The sequence below is a fragment of the uncultured Thalassospira sp. genome (assembly GCF_963976115.1).
Lineage (GTDB): Bacteria > Pseudomonadota > Alphaproteobacteria > Rhodospirillales > Thalassospiraceae > Thalassospira.
In genome coordinates this window covers 103,622-122,019 of sequence record NZ_CAXBJJ010000014.1, presented here as the reverse complement: position 1 = coordinate 122,019, position 18,398 = coordinate 103,622, and the positions used below count along the sequence as shown (strand labels likewise).

14 protein-coding genes are annotated in these 18,398 nt (G+C 52.0%); 10 read left to right on the top strand and 4 right to left on the bottom strand.

Going from position 1 to position 18,398, the window contains the following annotated elements; all coding sequences use genetic code 11:
- Positions 1–141: 141 nt before the first annotated feature.
- Positions 142–822 carry a hypothetical protein gene (locus tag AAC086_RS18250; protein ID WP_339780828.1) on the top strand — a complete coding sequence of 227 codons (681 nt, stop codon included), beginning with the start codon at positions 142–144 and terminating at the stop codon, positions 820–822.
- 10 nt (positions 823–832) lie between these two features.
- On the opposite strand, the gene AAC086_RS18245 is transcribed toward AAC086_RS18250, so the two are convergent.
- Both AAC086_RS18245 and AAC086_RS18240 read right to left on the bottom strand, forming a co-directional pair.
- Complete coding sequence (locus AAC086_RS18245; protein ID WP_339780827.1) at positions 833–3,025, bottom strand: SpoIIE family protein phosphatase; 2,193 nt, start codon at positions 3,023–3,025, stop codon at positions 833–835.
- Between the two features lie 3 nt (positions 3,026–3,028).
- On the bottom strand, positions 3,029–3,334 hold the full coding sequence (locus tag AAC086_RS18240; RefSeq protein ID WP_339780826.1) for an STAS domain-containing protein: 306 nt from the start codon (positions 3,332–3,334) through the stop codon (positions 3,029–3,031).
- A gap of 276 nt (positions 3,335–3,610) precedes the next feature.
- Between AAC086_RS18240 and AAC086_RS18235 the strand changes: the two genes are divergently transcribed.
- Positions 3,611–5,206: a sigma-54 dependent transcriptional regulator gene (locus AAC086_RS18235; RefSeq protein ID WP_339780825.1), complete on the top strand. Its 1,596-nt coding sequence runs from the start codon at positions 3,611–3,613 to the stop codon at positions 5,204–5,206.
- On the opposite strand, the gene cobD is transcribed toward AAC086_RS18235, so the two are convergent.
- A complete protein-coding gene (gene cobD, locus AAC086_RS18230; RefSeq protein ID WP_339780824.1) occupies positions 5,203–6,387 on the bottom strand; it encodes a threonine-phosphate decarboxylase CobD in 1,185 nt (394 codons plus the stop codon). The two genes, AAC086_RS18235 and cobD, sit on opposite strands and share 4 nt — an antisense overlap.
- A gap of 209 nt (positions 6,388–6,596) precedes the next feature.
- Between cobD and AAC086_RS18225 the strand changes: the two genes are divergently transcribed.
- From AAC086_RS18225 to AAC086_RS18215, 3 genes are all read left to right on the top strand, one after another.
- Positions 6,597–7,535, top strand: a complete 939-nt coding sequence (locus AAC086_RS18225; RefSeq protein WP_339780822.1) for a phytanoyl-CoA dioxygenase family protein — start codon at positions 6,597–6,599, stop codon at positions 7,533–7,535.
- An 86-nt stretch (positions 7,536–7,621) separates the two neighbouring features.
- Positions 7,622–10,546 carry an ATP-binding protein gene (locus AAC086_RS18220; protein WP_339780821.1) on the top strand — a complete coding sequence of 975 codons (2,925 nt, stop codon included), beginning with the start codon at positions 7,622–7,624 and terminating at the stop codon, positions 10,544–10,546.
- Between the two features lie 153 nt (positions 10,547–10,699).
- Complete coding sequence (locus AAC086_RS18215; RefSeq protein WP_339780820.1) at positions 10,700–11,164, top strand: hypothetical protein; 465 nt, start codon at positions 10,700–10,702, stop codon at positions 11,162–11,164.
- A gap of 147 nt (positions 11,165–11,311) precedes the next feature.
- Here AAC086_RS18215 and AAC086_RS18210 read toward each other — a convergent pair whose 3' ends face one another.
- Positions 11,312–12,463, bottom strand: a complete 1,152-nt coding sequence (locus AAC086_RS18210; protein WP_339780818.1) for a Xaa-Pro peptidase family protein — start codon at positions 12,461–12,463, stop codon at positions 11,312–11,314.
- Between the two features lie 228 nt (positions 12,464–12,691).
- Here AAC086_RS18210 and AAC086_RS18205 point away from each other — a divergent pair, with 228 nt between their 5' ends.
- The 5 genes from AAC086_RS18205 to AAC086_RS18185 all read left to right on the top strand — a co-directional run bounded on the left by AAC086_RS18205 (position 12,692) and on the right by AAC086_RS18185 (position 18,250).
- Positions 12,692–12,943, top strand: coding sequence for a Rho termination factor (locus tag AAC086_RS18205; protein ID WP_339780817.1), 252 nt, complete (start codon positions 12,692–12,694; stop codon positions 12,941–12,943).
- Between the two features lie 201 nt (positions 12,944–13,144).
- Entirely contained in the window at positions 13,145–13,327 is a 183-nt protein-coding gene (locus tag AAC086_RS18200) for a hypothetical protein (protein ID WP_339780816.1), read from the top strand.
- A 710-nt stretch (positions 13,328–14,037) separates the two neighbouring features.
- Positions 14,038–15,165: an ABC transporter substrate-binding protein gene (locus AAC086_RS18195; RefSeq protein ID WP_339780814.1), complete on the top strand. Its 1,128-nt coding sequence runs from the start codon at positions 14,038–14,040 to the stop codon at positions 15,163–15,165.
- 29 nt (positions 15,166–15,194) lie between these two features.
- Positions 15,195–16,649, top strand: coding sequence for a diguanylate cyclase (locus tag AAC086_RS18190; protein WP_339780813.1), 1,455 nt, complete (start codon positions 15,195–15,197; stop codon positions 16,647–16,649).
- Positions 16,650–16,831: 182 nt separating this feature from the next.
- Positions 16,832–18,250, top strand: a complete 1,419-nt coding sequence (locus AAC086_RS18185; protein ID WP_339780812.1) for a nicotinate phosphoribosyltransferase — start codon at positions 16,832–16,834, stop codon at positions 18,248–18,250.
- The last annotated feature ends 148 nt before the right edge of the window (positions 18,251–18,398 follow it).

Below are 18,398 nucleotides of genomic sequence, written 5' to 3'. Positions count from 1 at the left end.
TCGTTTTGGCGACGCAAATATTGGCGATCCCGGATGGGGTATAAGTCCTTGATCCGACTCGCATATTTTTTCGATGTTGCTTGATTTCTAACGAGTCGCTACGATCTCGCATCTTCATTTGCATTCGGGATGTCTTCCGCAATGGCGCATATGCAGCCAGCAGTTTACCCCATCAACACGCCTGTTGCACAGAACAGCGATCTGGCACCCGAAACGCGCCTGCGTTTGCAGCAATTGACCGATAGCCTGCCAGATGTTCCGGCCCGTTTGCGTGTTCTGGGGCATGGTCTGCTCGATTTAGGTTTGACGGATCTGGCGCTAAACTGCTTTGGGCGGGCTTTGCTGGCCGACGACCTTGATGATGCAACACATTTGGGACTGGTGCGAACCTATTTGCAAAAAGGTAGCCGGGACCAGGCGATGTCGCATTTGGAAATCGCCATCAGTTTGCGACCTGAAATGCGCGATTTACGCGTTATTCTGGCCGATCTGTTATGTGATCGCCATCATTTGCGGCGCGCCCTGGACCAATTGGCACATGTTCTGGCCGACGAACCGGCACATGCCGGTGCCCGGCGCGGTCTGGCCAATATTTTGCAAAACGTTGTCTTGGCTGTGCGCAATGGCGATGCAGATCAGTCAGGGGTGTCACACGATCCGTCGTTCTCTGGTATCAACGCGGCTGGTGCGGGTCGGCGTAAAGGCAAGGCCGCAGCCGGTATGATGGTCTGGAATTCAGATGCCGCGCCGGTTCCCGACAAGGCACAAACCGCAGCGCAGATCTGGTACTGGTGTGAACCGTCTCATCCCGCGATATCATAAAAAACACGCTTTAAGGTTTTTGATCTGGCATTCGGGGTTGCAGCGTGATCAGGGTGAAATCGTCGTTAAGTTCCCGTGGCGTATGGTCGTAAAAATAGTCGGTCACCTGTGATGCCAGGTCGCCGTTTCCACCTGGGCGCATAATGATGTTGCGCAAGACATCGCACAGGCGGTCGGGGTCAAGCATGTTACCATCGTTTAACGTCGTTTCGATCAGGGCATCACTATAAAGCATCAGGAAACAGTCATCGGAAAACGGTGTTTCCCGGGTTTCATAGCGGGCCTCGTTGGTGATGCCTAACGGCACGCCCGATCCGTCTAAAAATTCAAAATCACGCCCGTTGTTTTTCCCGATGATCGGGGATGTCGAGGCCGCACAGGCATAGCGAAACAAAGCCTGTTTGCGATCAATAATCCCATAAAGCATGGTGGCATATTGGCCCACGGGCAGCAGACGTTTCAGTTGCAGGTTCAATGCCTCAAGATAGCTTCCGGGATTATGCAGGTCTTCGCCTTCTGACCACATCAGGGAATGCAGGCGAAAGGTGTTTAAGGCGGCACCAATGCCATGCCCTGCGAAATCAACCAGATAAATTGCCAGTCTGTCCGCATCAAGCGGTGCCAACCCCCAGATATCGCCGCCCAGTTCAGACGACATCTGAAAGGTCGCGCTGATCGACAGGCCGTAATCACGCCCAACCGCCCGATAATAATCGGGACGCGGGACGAGCATCGCCTGCATGTCGTGGGCCAGCACAAGTTCGGACTGTGTTCTGTCACGGTAAGCGCGCAACTGTTTAACCAGAATACGATGTTCCAGATGGATGCGAACCCTGGCCAGAAGCTCGGATTTATTGAGCGGTTTCAGGATCAGATCGGTTGCACCATCCTGAAAAATCCGGGTGCGGCCTTCGTTTTCTTCCAGGGCTGTCTGGGCGATGATGGGAATATCGGCATAGGCCGGGTCGCTTCGCAAATTCTTGCACACGCCATACCCATCCATGCCCGGCATGATGATATCAAGAATGATCAGGTCTGGTTGATTGCGGCGAACCTGATTGAGGGTGTCGTTGCCGTCGCGGGCAAATAAAAGGTTGGTGAAACCCTCGGCCCGTAAATAAGACGCGACAATCTCGCGCGAGATCATGGTGTCATCGGCAACCAGGATGCAGGCCTGATGCAGGGCGTCAATTTCATGGGGGTTGGGCAGTGCGCGTGTCGGCATGGAGGCCTGCCCTGTCGCCTGCGGGTTGGCTGATTTGACGCCAGTTTTGGTCTGCTGATGTGATGGGGGGGCGGCAGCAGACGTTGGCGACGCGCTGGCGGGCGGTGTTGACATCGAACCCGGGGGCGCATGGTTCACCTGACCGGCGTTGTTTGTTGCCGATGCCGTTGAAAACCGCATACGGATTGTGCGCCCGCCGCGTTCAAATTCAAGGTCGTGACACAACGTTTTTATCAGGGAAAGACCCCGGCCAAATGTTGAATCGCTACCGGGCATTGTGGACATTTTAGCCAGTTCGGGAGGGCTAAAGCCACGGCCCTGATCGTGGATGAAAATCTCGATGCCGCTTGCTTCAATCTGGCGCGCCGCAAGAATAATGGCGCGGTTGCCATAGGCCGGATCGGCAAGCCGGTCGCGGGTTGTCTGTTCCAGGGCGTTGAATTTTTCCATCGACAAGTGGCCGGTTGTGTCGATTTCCATGTTGCCATGCATTAGCGAATTGGAAAATGCTTCCTGAACCGCGATCTCCAGTGTCGGGGCGATTTTGTCGTGCAGAACATTGCGCCGCCGCAGGGCGGTAACGAATTTGCGTGCGATTGGCAAATGATAGGCGCTTTGTGTGGAAAGGCAGGCCAGCAAATCCCATTGCGGGCCGGGGCAGGGACACCGCAGCGGGCTTAAATCGCCAAGTTCAAGACCGTCAAAGGCCTCGATAAAATAATTGCAATTCAGGCGGGGCAAGGCACCAAGCCAGTCAGGCGTGACAAGACTGGGTAAAAAACACGCCTGGTAGCGCAGCTCGCGCGGAAAATCTTCAATACCGCCGCCATGCATGAAACTGGTTTTTGCAACATCTTCGGGCGCAAACAGGTCTGGCCCAAAGGTAATACGTTTTGCAATTTCAAGGCTGGCATTGCCAGCAATTGCCACACGGTGGGCCATCTGTGTTTGTCTTGGCAATTCGGTACTGGAGGGCATTAATCAGTCTTCCATCTGAAATAGCGTGTCGAAACGGGCAACCTCCAGCATCCGTTTTACCTGGCCTTTGGCCCCGCGCAGGACGACGGCGGCCCGGTTTTTTTCGCCTTCATCGCGGGCCAGCAACAGCATGCCTAAACCGGCGGAATCAATAAATTCAATGCCGGAAAGATCGAAAACCTGTGTTGTCGATGGCTGGGCGGTGATTTCGTCAATCAGTTTGCGAAATACCGTGTGGTCACTAAATGTAAATCGTCCGGTCATTTCGATGGTAATTGCCGTCTCGTTCTGCAGGGTCTTGTAATTCACGCTGTCTTCCTCCTGGTCGGGTCACGTCACGCAAGATATTTTCAAAATTTTTCAATTTGATTTTTATATTTTAACTGAAATTCATGCCTTCGCCTATATTCGCCCATGTGAAGATTTGACACCTGCATGATTATGATTGCAAAGCCGGAGATTGCCAGAAAACCGGGTAGGCAGGTATATGATTTTTATGGAAAAGTGCTGTAAAATATTCCCGCGGGCTCTTCCTTTTTTGATAGTGTGGTCGCCAATCTCGCCAGCCAAGGATGTAACAAAAATATGGCAAACCCCAAGGCGCGCATTCTGATAATCGAAGATACCCTGTCATTGGCACGGGTATATCAGGATTATCTGCGTGTGGATCGCCATCAGGTTGAACATGTTGGTACGGGGCGCGAAGCGATCAATCTTTTGCGGCAAAAACGGTTTGATGTTGCCGTGCTTGATTTGCTGTTGCCCGATATGGATGGCCGGGACGTGTTGCGCATGGCACATGATGTCTCGCCGTCTACCAGGATCATTGTTGTTACCGCGCACGGGTCGGTCAATGTTGCGGTGGAGGCCATGCGCGATGGCGCATGTGACTTTTTACTAAAGCCCTTCACCGCCGAAAAATTGCGATCAACCGTCATCGATGCCCTTAAAGGTTGCGGGGGGGCACCAAAACAGGATGAAATGTCGGTCGCCAACGAAAGTCTTCATGTGCCATCCACTGGTTTGCCCGCGGCAGAGGATGATCGTAAATATTTCAATATCATTGGCGGATCTGATACGATCCGCAACATCTATCGTATTATTGAATCTGCGGCCCCCAGCCGGGCGACGGTTTTTATTACCGGTGAAAGCGGAACCGGCAAGGAACTGGCGGCCGAGGCCATCCATCGGCGCAGTGACCGGAAAAACGCAGCTTTCATTCCGCTAAATTGCGGTGCCATTCCCAAGGATTTGATGGAAAGCGAGATTTTCGGCCATGTCAAAGGGGCTTTTACCGGTGCTGTGGCTGACCGGGAGGGGGCGGCCCATCGTGCGGAAAATGGCACGCTGTTTTTAGATGAAATTTGCGAAATGGATATGGAACTGCAAACCAAATTATTGCGGTTCATCCAGACCGGGACGTTTCAAAAAGTCGGTGGCAGTTCGCTTGAAACGGTTAATGTCCGGTTTGTGTGTGCAACCAACCGAGATCCGTTGGAAGAAGTGCGCGCCGGGCGGTTTCGGGAGGATTTATATTACCGCCTGCACGTTATTCCGCTGCATATGCCACCATTGCGGGATCGCGGGCTGGATATTTTACAAATTGCCAATTTTTATCTGCAGCGTTTCACCAGCGAAGAAGGGCGCGACTTCAAACGTTTTTCGCCCGATGTCGCCGATCTGTTTACCCGTTATTCCTGGCCCGGTAACATCCGCCAGTTGCAAAATATCATTCGCAATATCGTGGTGCTAAATAACGGGCCGGAAGTGCTGATGGCGATGGTGCCGCGCCCGGTGAGTAATTTTGGTGCCGACGGTGCCTATGCCAGCGGTTCGATCGAGGCACCGCCGCCCCATCCCGTTCTTTCGCAAGGGTTCGAGGAAACCGACCGTCTATGGATGGATGACCCTGAAGCATTGGCATTTTTATCGGGAAATCAGGAGCAGGTGACGGGGGGACTGGGTATTTTTGCGGCCCGCCCGGGACGGGTGCGCGATAAAAACATCCCGGCTTCTGGCCGGGGTGCTGATGCTATCCGGCCGTTATGGCTGGTGGAAAAAGAGGCCATCGAAGATGCGATTGATCGTTGTGATGGCTCGATCCCGCGTGCAGCCGAGGCATTGGGGGTTAGCCCGTCGACAATTTACCGCAAGAAACAGTCGTGGGAAGAAATAGACTAAACTTTTGTCGTTCCGGTTCTGGCAGGAAAATCGGACAGGACAGAGATGAGCCTGCGTTGGTTTGTGCTTATGCCGGGCAAACCAAAGCGCAACCAGTTCGGTGCGTCGGTAAAACCGCGCACCCAGATACCCTGTCGGGCCAGATGTTTTTGCAAATCCGGCAGCCTGCAGCCACGATACAGCCGCAAAAGCGACGTCCCCCCCACCAATTCACAATCTGTTGCATGTAACACAGCCTGATCCAGCCATTTTGCCTGTGCTGCAAGACGATTCCGCATCGTTTGATGCCATGTCTGGTCGCCAAGGGCATGGGTGGTGATGTGCAGGGCCGGGCCCGATACAGCCCAGGGACCAAGGCGGTCGGTTATATCTGCAATCATGGCGGGGTGCGCCGCGGCAAAGCCCACCCGAATGCCAGCCAGGCCAAAAAACTTGCCAAAGGACCGCAATATGATGGTGTTGGTTAACTCATGAATTTTGGGGCATAGCGAAACATCCGGGGCGGTGTCGGCAAAGGCTTCGTCAATGATCAGGTATTTGCCCCGTTTTTGCAGGTACGTGGCAAAGGAAAACAGGCTGTTTTGGTCGATCAAGCCGCCATCGGGGTTGTTGGGGTTTACAATGACAAAGGCATCATGGGTGTTGATGACATCGGCCAGATCGTGATCCGGGGTTAATCCCGACCAGCCAAAATCAGATGAACGACATTTTGGTTCAATGTGGGGTGCCAGGCTTGCGCCAGGGCTGACCGCGCCTGTCGGACTGTTACGTACAATCGCCTGTCGCATGTCGGGTGTTGCGTATATTTCGGTCGTGCGAATATGGGCACGTTGCCATGCCGGGGCATGTTCGCCATAGGTCGGGCCGAAAATGGCAACGCTGTTGATGTTTGCGGTTTTGGCAAGAATGAATGGAACAAGCTGGATCAGGGCCTGTGTGCCCGGGCCGCAGGCAATATGATCCATCGAGACAATACCATAATATTGTTTTGCGGCGGCAAGAACGGCATCCGTATCGCGTTTTAGCGGCAGGCGATGCCATGTTTTGGCAGGGGCGTCAGTGATCGGATAGGGTGTGGGGTTGATCCCGGTTGACAGGTCAAGCCAGTGGTCAACCGGAATATTGTAATGCTCAGACGCCAGATCGATTGCACCACCATGACGAAAAATATCATCGCTCATTTTACGCCTTGCTCCGCTGCCGGTGACCAATGTCAGGATGTGGTATTGCCTATCCTGCCTTTAAAGCCGAGGCAAGTGCCGGGGACTATATAATTGGCGCTGTGCTGCATCAACGCGATGGAAAATGATTTTTCGTAAGACTTGCGCGGTTTTTAAACCAGCCGTATCGTCCGCGCGAATTGGATTTGCGATAACAGGATTACACCACAATGATGACAGTACAGCAGGCAAAAAACGCTGATTTCTGGCGTGGCCTTAATCCTGATTTGCATATCGACGGCACATCAGAGGGTGCTTGTGCCACGGGGGCAAGCCGGGGCCTGGATATTGCCGGTACGGGGGGCGATGGTGTTGGTTTTGGCGTTGAAAGTGCTACAAAGCCGAACCTGATGCGTGAAGATGTAGATTATTCCCAATTGTCAGACCGGTTTTGGGATGAAGGCTATTTTCTGCTTCATGATGTGTTGCCGGTGGCTGTTCTTGGGCAATTGCGCGCCGCCATCGAACGGCTGGTGGCCGCAAGGTTGCCGGTGGCAATGATTTATCTGTATGACGAGGCGTGGCAGGTATTTGCGGCTTTGCGCCCGCTTTTAAGTCATTTTTTGGGGGATAAAATTGCCTTGTTGCCCCATTTTTGGGCCTGGTATGTGGACCCCGCGCAACAGGGGCGAGGATGGCCCCCGCACCGCGATTATCAGGGGCAAAGTGCGATTGACGATGATATGTTGATCAGCCTGTCGCTGTGGGTGCCGTTATCTGATGCGATACCGGAAAACGGCTGTATGTATGTGTTGCCGCGCAGTTTTGAACGGTGCTATGATTTTCCGGTAACTAAACCACAGGATGTTGCATTGCAAGATGCCCGGGCGTTGCCTGCCCGCCCCGGTGCTGTCATGGGGTGGCGACAGGACGTTTATCATTGGGGCAGCCGGGCGTCGCGGTTTGCGACCTCACCACGGATAAGTTTGTCGCTGGAATTTCAAAATGCAGCTTTTGATCCCTTGGGCGACCCATTGCTGGACCTTGAAAGACCACCCTGTTTTCATGACAGGTTAACCCTGATTGCCGGGCAGTTCGAAAAATACCGGCATATGCAGGACATGGACGAAGATGTGCTTGTCTGGTCCAAAGAGATTTTAAGCAGCTGATCAAAGACAGGTGCGGGGTGGCGATTTGGGAATCCTTTTTGGGGATATATCGGTCGCAATCGGGGGTATTGCTGCGGCTCTGTCGTATGGATGACGACAACAATGTGGAGGACTGGGTGTCGATGCTCCGATTGACGGCCATTTGTTTTGTTGCGTTTGGCTTTATCGCAAGCATCTATTCGGTGCTGCCGATGCTTTTGGGGCCGCTCGGGACCGAGCTTTCTTTTGCGATTGCATTCGTCGTTGAATTTATGGCGCTTTTTTCGGTCGCCATCGGGCTGGTTATTTACGACACCACCAAAAGACAACAACTTTTATATGTTGCCTTGGGTATGTTTGCCCTGTTTGTTGGCGATGGTGTCAGCTTGGCGGCACCGGTTATCTTGCGGCATCTGGAACCGGGCTGGCTGTCGGCGTTACTGTCTCATGTGGCGTGGTTTGGGTTGTTAAGCCGGGTTGTTGCCAACAGCTTTTTTCTGATCAGCGTTCTTCGTGCCAATTCATGCGATAATATTTGTCGCAATGATCATATCTGGGGGGCCACTCCCCTGATTATTGCCAGTATCTTTGTTGTGCTGCTGGTTTTGTCGTGGGTATCGCCATTGTTTACCTACGATGTTTCTCATGTTTTCTCTTATGTGATTATACTTCCGTTGCTGCTGAGTGCGGCGCTGTCCGTCATTACGTTATCGGGTTATTTGCAACGCATGGCGCAACGTCCGACAGCATTCGAGGTGATGTTGACGGCATTTTTCCTGAACTCAGTTTATCATCATATGGCTTTCGTTTTTTTCGATAGTGATGGACGTGCCATTACCGCCGAATTTTTAATGCCCTCGCGATTGTTTAGTTACGGGCTGGTTCTGGTTGCCATGGTCGCCTCGCTTCGTGATCTTTACCGGAATGCGTCGCAATCGAGTTCCGCCAAAAGTGCGTTTTTGGCCACCATGAGCCACGAAATAAGAACCCCGTTAAACGGTGTTTTGGGCATGGCGCAATTGTTGCGTCAGACCAGTTTGAACGGCGTGCAGCGCGAACGGGTTGATGCCATTTTGTCCTCCGGGCGGGCCTTGATGTCGTTGCTCAACGATATTCTTGATATGAGCAAGATCGAGGCTGGTCATGCCGAAATAGAAACCCGCCCGTTTCGGCCTTATGATATTACCTGCGATCTTTCCAATGCCATTGTTGCCCTGACACAGGAAAAAAACCTGAAACTGGTTTGGGACGACAAGGTTTTACGCAACAAGATCTTTATTGGCGATGAAATTCGGTTTCGTCAGGTGTTATGGAACCTGTTATCCAATGCTGTGAAATTCACCCACAAAGGGTCGGTGCAACTGGTTGTTGAAAATGACCCCAGCCGCGCTGGCGGGCGTGTTACGGGCAGCCGCCTGAGCGAAGTTTACCGGTTTTCGGTAAGTGATACCGGCATCGGGATTGCCCCTGAACGGCAAGCGCGGATTTTTCAGGCATTTACCCAGGGCGACAATTCGACGATGCGCCAGTTTGGCGGTACCGGGCTGGGACTGTCGATTTCGCAAAATCTGATCAAGATGATGGGGGGGCACATTGGTCTGCATAGTGTGCCAGGCCAGGGTACCCGGTTTGATTGCTGGTTGCCGTTTGATGTGCGCAGTTTTAGCGTCAGCGAACCTGACAGTGCCATGATAGATCGCGAAGAAAATACGCTGGGCGTTCTTGCGGGAAAACGGGTGCTTGTGGTCGAGGATAACGAAATTAACGCCAATGTGATGTTGGCCTTTCTGGAACGGCTGGGCCTTAAGGTTGATATTGTTGGGAATGGTCGGCTGGCCGTGCAGTCTTTTCAGAATAATGATTATGACGCCATTTTAATGGATGCCCATATGCCCGTTCTGGATGGCGAAGGGGCGACCCGCCATATCCGCGAAATTGAACGCGATACCCGTGGGGGGCGTGTTCCAATTATTGGTGTTACCGCCGATGTGTTTGCAGAGCGGCAGCGCGACTTTCTGGCCGCAGGCATGGACGAAGTTCTGACAAAACCGGTCGAGGAACGTAAACTTCGCGCCAGCCTGATCCATCATCTAAGCGGGCGTGTGCATTTGGCGGCTACGGCGGAGGCGGGGCTTTCCGAAGCTGAAATGGTTGAAAGCCGCCCTGATTTTACCGATGAGACGCCAAATTTTGTTGCAGATTCCGGCTCAGATTCCGGGGCAACAACCGAGGATTTATCCTGGTCGGCATTTGCCAATCCTGCCCTTGTCAATAATTCCATATCGGATAATGACGAGCCTGCCGGTTGGCACCCTGCGGGGGGCGCAAGAGGCCGTTTATCGGTTGGCCCTGTGCAATATTTTACCACACATATGGATGTTTTGCGGTCGGGTCACCCGGTGAAACGGCAGAATATTCCCGATGACAGCCCGTTGCCAGGCCGAGAAAAACGTATTTCCACTGGCACCAATATACCAAAAGAAAACCCTGAACATATTCCGACTTCTGATCGCCCGCCTTTCGTGCGTCGGTTTATGGGGCGAGGGGCTTTAAAACGCCGTTTTACAAACGGCCCAAGCCCGGACCAAAAAACAAAAGACACCATTGGCAATGCCAAAGAAGATCCGCATCAGGGACCTGTTCAGGGGGCCCAAACCGACGCATCGCCAGCGCACAAGGCAGAAGCGGGACGTGATGAGCTGCTGGTGAGTATTTTACGTTTGAAAGAAATGCGAGATGCCTTGGGTACAGCGCAGCTTACCGCCCTGATCCGTATGCTGCCCGATGCCTATCGCGACGAACGGGATCGGATGACAGAAGCCGCCAAAACAGACGATATCAGTGGATTTCGCCGTGCCGCGCATTCATTAAAGGGGATGGCTGCAAATCTTGCGGCTGATGAACTGTCGCACAGGGCGCGTTCGCTTGAGTATTTCTCTGGTGATTTAAGAGATGCTTTGAAAAATATCGATGATCTGGATGATGTCATGAATCGGACATATGAAGAATTATTGGGAAAAATGATTAATTGATTTCTTTTATTGTTTTATGTTCAAAGATCTAACCTTAAATTTTTCATTTATTTGAATTTCCAGAATTTTTGTTTCAATTATCGTAAGGTTGATTGTTGAATCTTTCTTGTGTTAGGGGGAGGTGATTGAGGGGCGATACAGGAGAAATGATTAATGAGACAAGTTCTTGCCAAATCGATCCTTTTTGCCATTCCTGCGACAGCGATAATGTTCAGCGCCGCCGTGGCCGAAACACCGGCAACGTCACCAAACCACGTTTCTGGTGGTGCTGCGTCCGGAGAATCGCAACCTGCACCCAAGCAAGTTCAAATCCTTGATACCAAAGAAAACTTCGAGGTTAGCGGCAATAAAGGCCAACTTGCACGATTGTTGAACCCGCAAACCGGCATAAGAGAAACGGCGGTGGTCATGGAAACGACAGACCTTGAAAACAAGCCAATCATGATTGCGATGCGGCTGGAACATCCGCTGGGCGAAGCCGAGCTTGCACATTTTGACAAGAACAAACCAGCCAATGTGGCCTTGTCTGCCAAATGTGCTGAAGTGCTGGTTGCGCAAATGCCCGGCGGGCGTCACATAGCCCAAGGCAATCAGTGCAATGTTGTTGGATTTGACTGATCCTTGTTGATAGCTTCGGCCTGCAAGGCCCGGCCTGTTACACCATCGGCGGCGTGCACGACTGTATTTTCGACGTAATACAATGGTTACCAAGCGTCGCCGATGGCATTGGGCCAGGTAAAATCGCAATCACCCGGATTATCAGGTTCAGCGCGATATCAGGTCCAGCGAATGGCGTGAAACGGCATCATTGCCATTTTCGCTAACAATAACCGAATGACCGGGGCACATCGCACAGCCGGTTTCGCTGTCCATCAGGATCATATGCAGGAAAAACACCATGCCGGGCCGCGCAATAACCGGGTTGGCATGGTAAAACATCGGCCAGTCCATCCAGTTCGGGGCAAAGGTGGTTCCCATGGAATAACCACAGGCGTTCAGGCGGTGGTTCAACATGTTGTTTTTATCACACACCCGTGCATAGGCATCAAACACAGCCCCAATCGGTTCGCCGGGTTTAAGGGCCGTGCGGCAGGCTTCCATGGCTTCGGTTGCGACCTTGTGCATTTCAATATGGCGTGGCGTCGCCCCGCCAACCGGAATGGTCCGCATCATGGCAGCGTGATAGTGGCGATAGGCCCCGGCCCATTCCAGTGTGATCTGGTCTTTTTCGGCGATGTGTTTGCGTCCGGAAAAATACCGGCACAACAGAGCATCCTGTCCGGCCCCAATGATAAATTCATTGCCGGGATAATCGCCCCCTCCGGCAAATACCGCTCCTTGCATGGCGGCAAGAATATCGCCTTCAAAGGCGCCGACATGCACGGTTTCAAGGGCGGCATCCCATGCGTCGTCGGCCAGTTCGCCCGCGCGGCGAATAAAGGCCAGTTCAGCCGGGCTTTTGACCACGCGCAACGCCGACACCAGTCGCGATGCATCGGTTAATGTGCAAAAACCATCCAGTGCCGCGTCCAGCTTTTTGCCATTGGCAGCCGTAAGACCATAGGCGTCATATTCAACACCCAGTTTTTTGTTGGTCATGCCAAATTCGGCCAGCATATCGCGCAATTGCAGGGCGGGGTTTACGTCGGGGCCGTCCACCCAGATGCGGATGTCTGCGATATCGGATGTGTGGCGTGCCTGGCGCAGGTCGGGCGCGCGGGTAATTAAGGCAACTGTGCCGTCAACACCCAGATAAAGGCACTGAAAAAAGACATAACCAAATGTGTCATATCCCGTCAGATAAAACATGCTTTCCTGGCGAAACATCAACAAGCCATCCAGCCCTGCGGCTTCGAGTTTCGTGATCGTTTTCGCCCGGCGTTGCGCCAGTTCCGCCCGTTCAAAATGCAAGGCCATTGGCTGGTTCCTGTTCCTGATAAACATTTGAAAATGATGGCATCACGCTATCAAGTTTTCCTAATCCGGCACAGGATATTTTATGTCATCTTTCATTTTGGAACTCTGGCGTGATCATGGTTTGCCAGGCCGGGAACAGGCGGCGTACAGGCTGGTTTTTCCGGTTGCCGGGAACAACCTGTGGTTGGTTTCGTTACAGCGTTGTTCATAAAGTTAAAGGAGGATGTCATGGTTCAGGACCACGGGCCTTCGATAAAGGATGATGAAACCTATCAGCGTTTGCGCGACGACGGTGCCAGCAAGCAAAAGGCCGCCCGTATTGCAAATTCGGGCTCGCAGGCCAGCAGGAAAGGCGGAAAACATCCGCGTTATGAAGACTGGACCCGCGACGATCTTTATAAACAGGCGCAAAAAGTGGGTATCAAAGGCCGGTCAGATATGTCGAAAGGCCAGATGATTGACGCGTTGCGCAATCACTGAGCCGTTTTCCCTATCGCCTTGTCAAACCAGCAAACAACCTGCTGTGTGTGCGCCGGTTCACTTTAACAGGGCGATTTTTGCCCGATGGGTTGGAAATTTGCAGATTTGTTACCACATCATGATTTCAGTCTTGTGATACGGGGATCACCCGGCTGTCAATTCGTGCCTTGAACATGTAATCGCCTTTGAAAGGAGCACAAAATGGCAAGCTATAGCGACCGTAAACGTCACACGACATCCCCAAATGACACAAAAATGACCAGCCCGCGATACGAAAAATGGAATCGCGATGACCTTTATCACCTGGCAAAAATGCGCGGCATCGAAGAACGTGCCCGTATGAGCAATGAAGAGCTGATTCAGGCCCTGCGCACGCAGGGCTAATGAATGCCCGTTTGCCAGGTTGTTAATACAGCTACATCGATTTGCCCGAACAAGATGTGAAGGGCCGCAATCCTGTTGGGGCAGGCAATTTACAGAAATATCGCTTTGATTGCCTGCCCGGTAATTTTCTTAACGGCTGTCCACAAAATTGCCGATCAGCCGTTCTTTGGTCGGCTTGTAAAACGGTGAAAGATTGCATTGCGGCGTTGCGTTGATCGCTTGATCCAGCCACGGCTGAAGACCGCTACCCCCTTGCTGTATATTCGGTTTTTGAATAATGGGTCATATTAAAGGAAAAGTGCTTTAGGGTAGGCTGGTGTTGTGGTGATGTAAAATCTGACGGGCCGACGCCAATTTTTTCGCATAGTTTTTTTCATTGTCGCCATCAGCTCGAAGAAAATCCCGACTATGCGCTTGTCTCAGCCTGATTACATCCGTTGGCAAAAAATTTAATTATTATAATTGATCAAATTTTTCACTAAATTGCATGTTTATTTGGTTTATATCGATGCCTTTCTGTGGCCGGTTTGTGCCGGAAATCGCTATTTGTGGTCAGGGCGCATCGTATAAGGTCTATGGTAGGCTATCCTAAAGAATGGCCGAAGCGCATTTGACCCGGGCTGTGGAATTGATTAAGGCCTTGAATACCGTCTGTTGGGGCGGGACAGTTTCCTGTTAAATCAGGGATGACAAGGGGCAGGGCGAACCACGTGAAGGTATTGCGATCAATTTGTGCGCTGGGAATGGGCGTGGTTTTGTCGTTTGGAAGTCGGCAGGTTGTTGCCGCGCCAGCCGATGCACCGCGTGTTGCCTTTATCAATCCAGGATATGGGGATCGCGGTTTTTGGAAAGATGTTAGCGACACAATGCATGTTGCTGCCCGGCAATTCGGATTCCAGATCGTCGAATTTGACAGCGACCGGCAATGGCCCCTGATGGCACAAAATGCCAATCGTGTTTTCGCCATGGATCCGCCACCAGATTACATTATTGCCTCGAACGAACACCAGCAGGGTGCGCGCATCGTGATCGAGGCGAATGCCCGGCATATTCCAATTTTCATGCTGTTAAATGATTTAACCGTTGACCAGAAAAAGCGCGTCGGCCAACCCGGCACAAATTTGCCCTACTGGATCGCAACCCTGACCCCTGACAACAAAAAAGCCGGATTTGATCTTGCCCGCTCGCTGGTGCTTGCGGATGAAAAACTTCATGCCGATCAGCCCGGTCGTGATATTTGCCTGCTATCTTTGGCCGGGGACTGGAATACGCCCGCATCACTCGACCGGTTGGAGGGACTTGATGTTGCCCTGGCAAAATATCCGCAACTTGTGGAAAAGCGCCGTCTGATCGCTAACTGGTCCTATGATGAAGCCTATAAGCGTACCGCAAGTTTGCTGCCAGAGGGGTGCCTGGATGCCGTATGGGCCGCCAGCGACGACATTGCCCGTGGTGCGATTGCCGCAATTGAAGATGCAGGCAAGGTTGCGGGCAAAGATGTGGTGGTCGGGGGCGTGAACTGGTCCGCTGAAGGTCTGAAACTGGTAAAAGAAGGAAAAATGACCATGACGCACGGGGGCCATTTTTTGGCCGGAGCGTGGATAATGGTTATGGTGAATGATTTTCGCAATGGCGTTGATGTTCAGGGACGAGGCCCTGATTATGCATTTTCAATGCAGGCAATTACCGGCGATAATGTTGACCGGTTTGAAGAGAAATTTGGCCAGCGAGACTGGAATAAAATAGATTTTTCGAAATTCGGTCTGACGGGAAAGTCGGACCAGAATGCAACTTATCATTTTGATCTTGAACACCTTTTTGCTGCGATTAAACACTGAACGACTCTGAAGACAAGGATGAGTAACCGGTGCAAGAACCATCCGGCACAGCGAAAAAGCAAGATCTGACCAAACGCACGCACCGTAGCTCGCTTTTTGCGCGCCAATTGCGATGGGGCCTTCTGATTGCCTTGGCACTGGGCGTGTTGATCATGCTTTCCAAGGGCTTTTCCGATTACCGCGACTTATGGTCATTTTATGATAAGACCAACGAGCGTGTGCTTACGTCGACTGTGCCCGTTGCAGGCAATGCTGTTCAGACCGGTGATGTTGAACTTGCGATGGCGGCAATACGGGGAGCGATGGTGTCGCGCACGGTTGTATCGGTCCGCTTGTTGATGGCAGATCGAACCGTTCTTGCCCAACAGCAATATCACCCTGATTTATCACCATCAGGCAGGTGGCAGGATGATTTGTTTGGCGGTATTGTTGAACAGGATGTGGTGTTGTATGCCCATGATCGGGATCGGGTAGAACAGGTTGTCGTTGGCGAATTGCAGATGACCTTTTCGCCGAAAGTTTATGTGGCCATTCTTTGTGACCGGATTAAACAGTCATTTCTTGCCGTGTTTATTCTGGCGCTGTTCATGGCATTTGGCATGGTTGGCGTGTCCTATTTCATTGTCAACAAGCCACTTTTGCAACTGATCGACTATATGGTTAACGTCAATCCGGTGGAAACGGACAAGGATCTGCCTATGCCTCCGCCCTATCGGCATGATGACGAAATTCAGATGCTGAGGTCATCCTTGATCGGGTTGTTTGCCCTGATTCGCAGCAAGGTTGAAAAACTTGCCAACGTGACCGATGCGTTGCAGGCATCCAATCAGACATTGGAAATACGGGTGGAACAACGAACCCGCGAACTTAACGATGTTGTTGAAAAGCTGGAGTTTTTGGCAGCAACCGACCCGTTAACCGGGCTTGCCAACCGCCGGGCATTGATGGGGCGCCTTAAAAATGCGGTTGCCGTGTGGAAACGTCGTGGTACCAGGGTTGGTCTGATCATTCTCGATCTCGATCATTTTAAAGCGTTGAATGATACCTATGGTCATCAGACGGGGGATGTGGTGCTGAAATCGCTGGCCGGGGTGTTTGCCAGGGTGTTGCGCGAAACCGACCTTCCTGCCCGTATGGGGGGCGAAGAATTTGCGGTCCTGATCAGTGATGAAGACGAGGACGGTTTAAGGATCGTTGCTGAACGGCTGCGAAAAGCCGTCGCTGAAGACGTTATCACCGTAAATGATCAAACCATCACTTGCACTGTCAGTATTGGTATCGCCTGTTTGCCGGTGAAAAATGAAACCGAGTTCCTTGAGAATGACGGGGTCGACAGCGTGTTGCGCCAGGCGCGTGAAGTTGAAAGCATTATTGATGTGCTTTATTTCGTTGCCGATCGCGCTCTTTATGCGGCAAAGGCAAAAGGGCGTAACCGGTTTGAAATGGGTGAACTGTCAGAAGCCGTTTTGATGACGGGTGAATAGCCAGCACACCCGCTCAAGGCCGCAGAATTTGGCAATTGCAGTTTGCAGTTTGCAGTTTGCAGTTTGTCATCGCGGGCTTCAAACGCAGACACCCTTTTGCTATAGGATTTTGCGATGCCATATCATGATGGTGCGAAACGTGCCCGATTTGGTGTATTGCCGCACAGCGCAGGGGTTTCGCTATGAACTGGTCCAATCCGACGGTTACGGGCACACCAGACCCGATCCGCAATATTTTGCTGAATGTTGATAGTTACAAGGCAAGCCATGCCTTTCAGTATCCGCCAGATACACAATATGTTTATAGCTATATCGAAAGCCGGGGCGGCAAATGGGATCGCCTGGTGTTTTTCGGTTTGCAGATGTTTTTAAAGGAATATCTGTGCACGCCAATTACCCGCGAGATGATTGACGCAGCAGAGGATTTCTGGCGGGCGCATGGCGAACCGTTTTATCGCGCCGGATGGGACCATATTCTTGACGCGCATGACGGGTATCTGCCTGTCGAGATCAAAGCCGTTCCCGAGGGCGAGATTGTTCCCACCGGTAATGTTCTGGTTACTGTCGTAAATACCGATCCCAAATGTTTCTGGCTGACATCGGCCCTGGAAACGGCTTTGTTGCGGGCTGTCTGGTATCCGACAACTGTTGCAACCAATTCCAGGCACTGCAAACAGGTTATTTTGCGCTATCTGGACCTGACATCGGATGATCGTGATCAGGTTGCGTTTAAATTGCACGATTTTGGCGCACGCGGTGTTTCAAGCCTGGAAAGTGCAGCCCTTGGCGGTGTGGCGCATCTTGTCAATTTCAGGGGGACAGATACCGTCAGCGGTGTTTTGGCAGCACGTAAATATTACAGCGAAGACATGGCCGGTTTTTCGATACCGGCAGCTGAACACGCCACCATGACGGCCTGGGGGCGAGATGGCGAGGCGCGTGCATATCGTAATATGATCCGCCAGTTTGGCGGCAAGGGAAAGCTGGTTGCTGTTGTTTCTGACAGCTACGATCTTTTTAACGCTGTTGATAAAATTTGGGGCGAGGAGTTGCGCCAGGAAGTGATCGATAGCGGGGCAACCATTGTGGTACGACCAGATTCAGGCAATCCGGCAGTGGTGCCGGTGGATTGTGTTGTGCATTTGGGGGAAAAATTCGGCTACAGCCTGAATGCGAAGGGCTACAAGGTGCTAGCCCCCTGTGTTCGGGTTATTCAGGGCGATGGCATTAATATTGATACCATCGAGCGTATCTTGCGCAATCTGGCCGACAAGGGCTGGGCGGCGGATAATATCGCCTTTGGCATGGGCGGTGGCCTGCTTCAGCAGTTAAACCGCGATACCCTGAAATTCGCCATGAAATGTTCCGCCGCACAAATCAAGGGTCAGTGGATTGATGTCTATAAAGACCCGATCACCGACCATGCAAAGCATAGCAAACGTGGCCGTTTGGGCCTTGTGTGGCGCGATGGCACCTATCAAACCGTTTCGGAAGACGAGGCCGGAAATGACAATTTGCTGGAGCCGGTATTTTGCGACGGCAAACTATTGCGCGACTGGTCCTTTGCCGACATTCGTGCGCGTGCAGATAAGGTCGAGTAAACCAAACAAGGATTTGGTGTTCATGGGGCAGGCTTGGGCCTGCCCCTTATGGTTTTTTATGAAAGTAGAAAAAGAGAAATGCTATTTGGGGTCGTAAGATCTGGACGCTATCTAATAAAAGTTTTTCGTATGTCTGAACGACAATGCA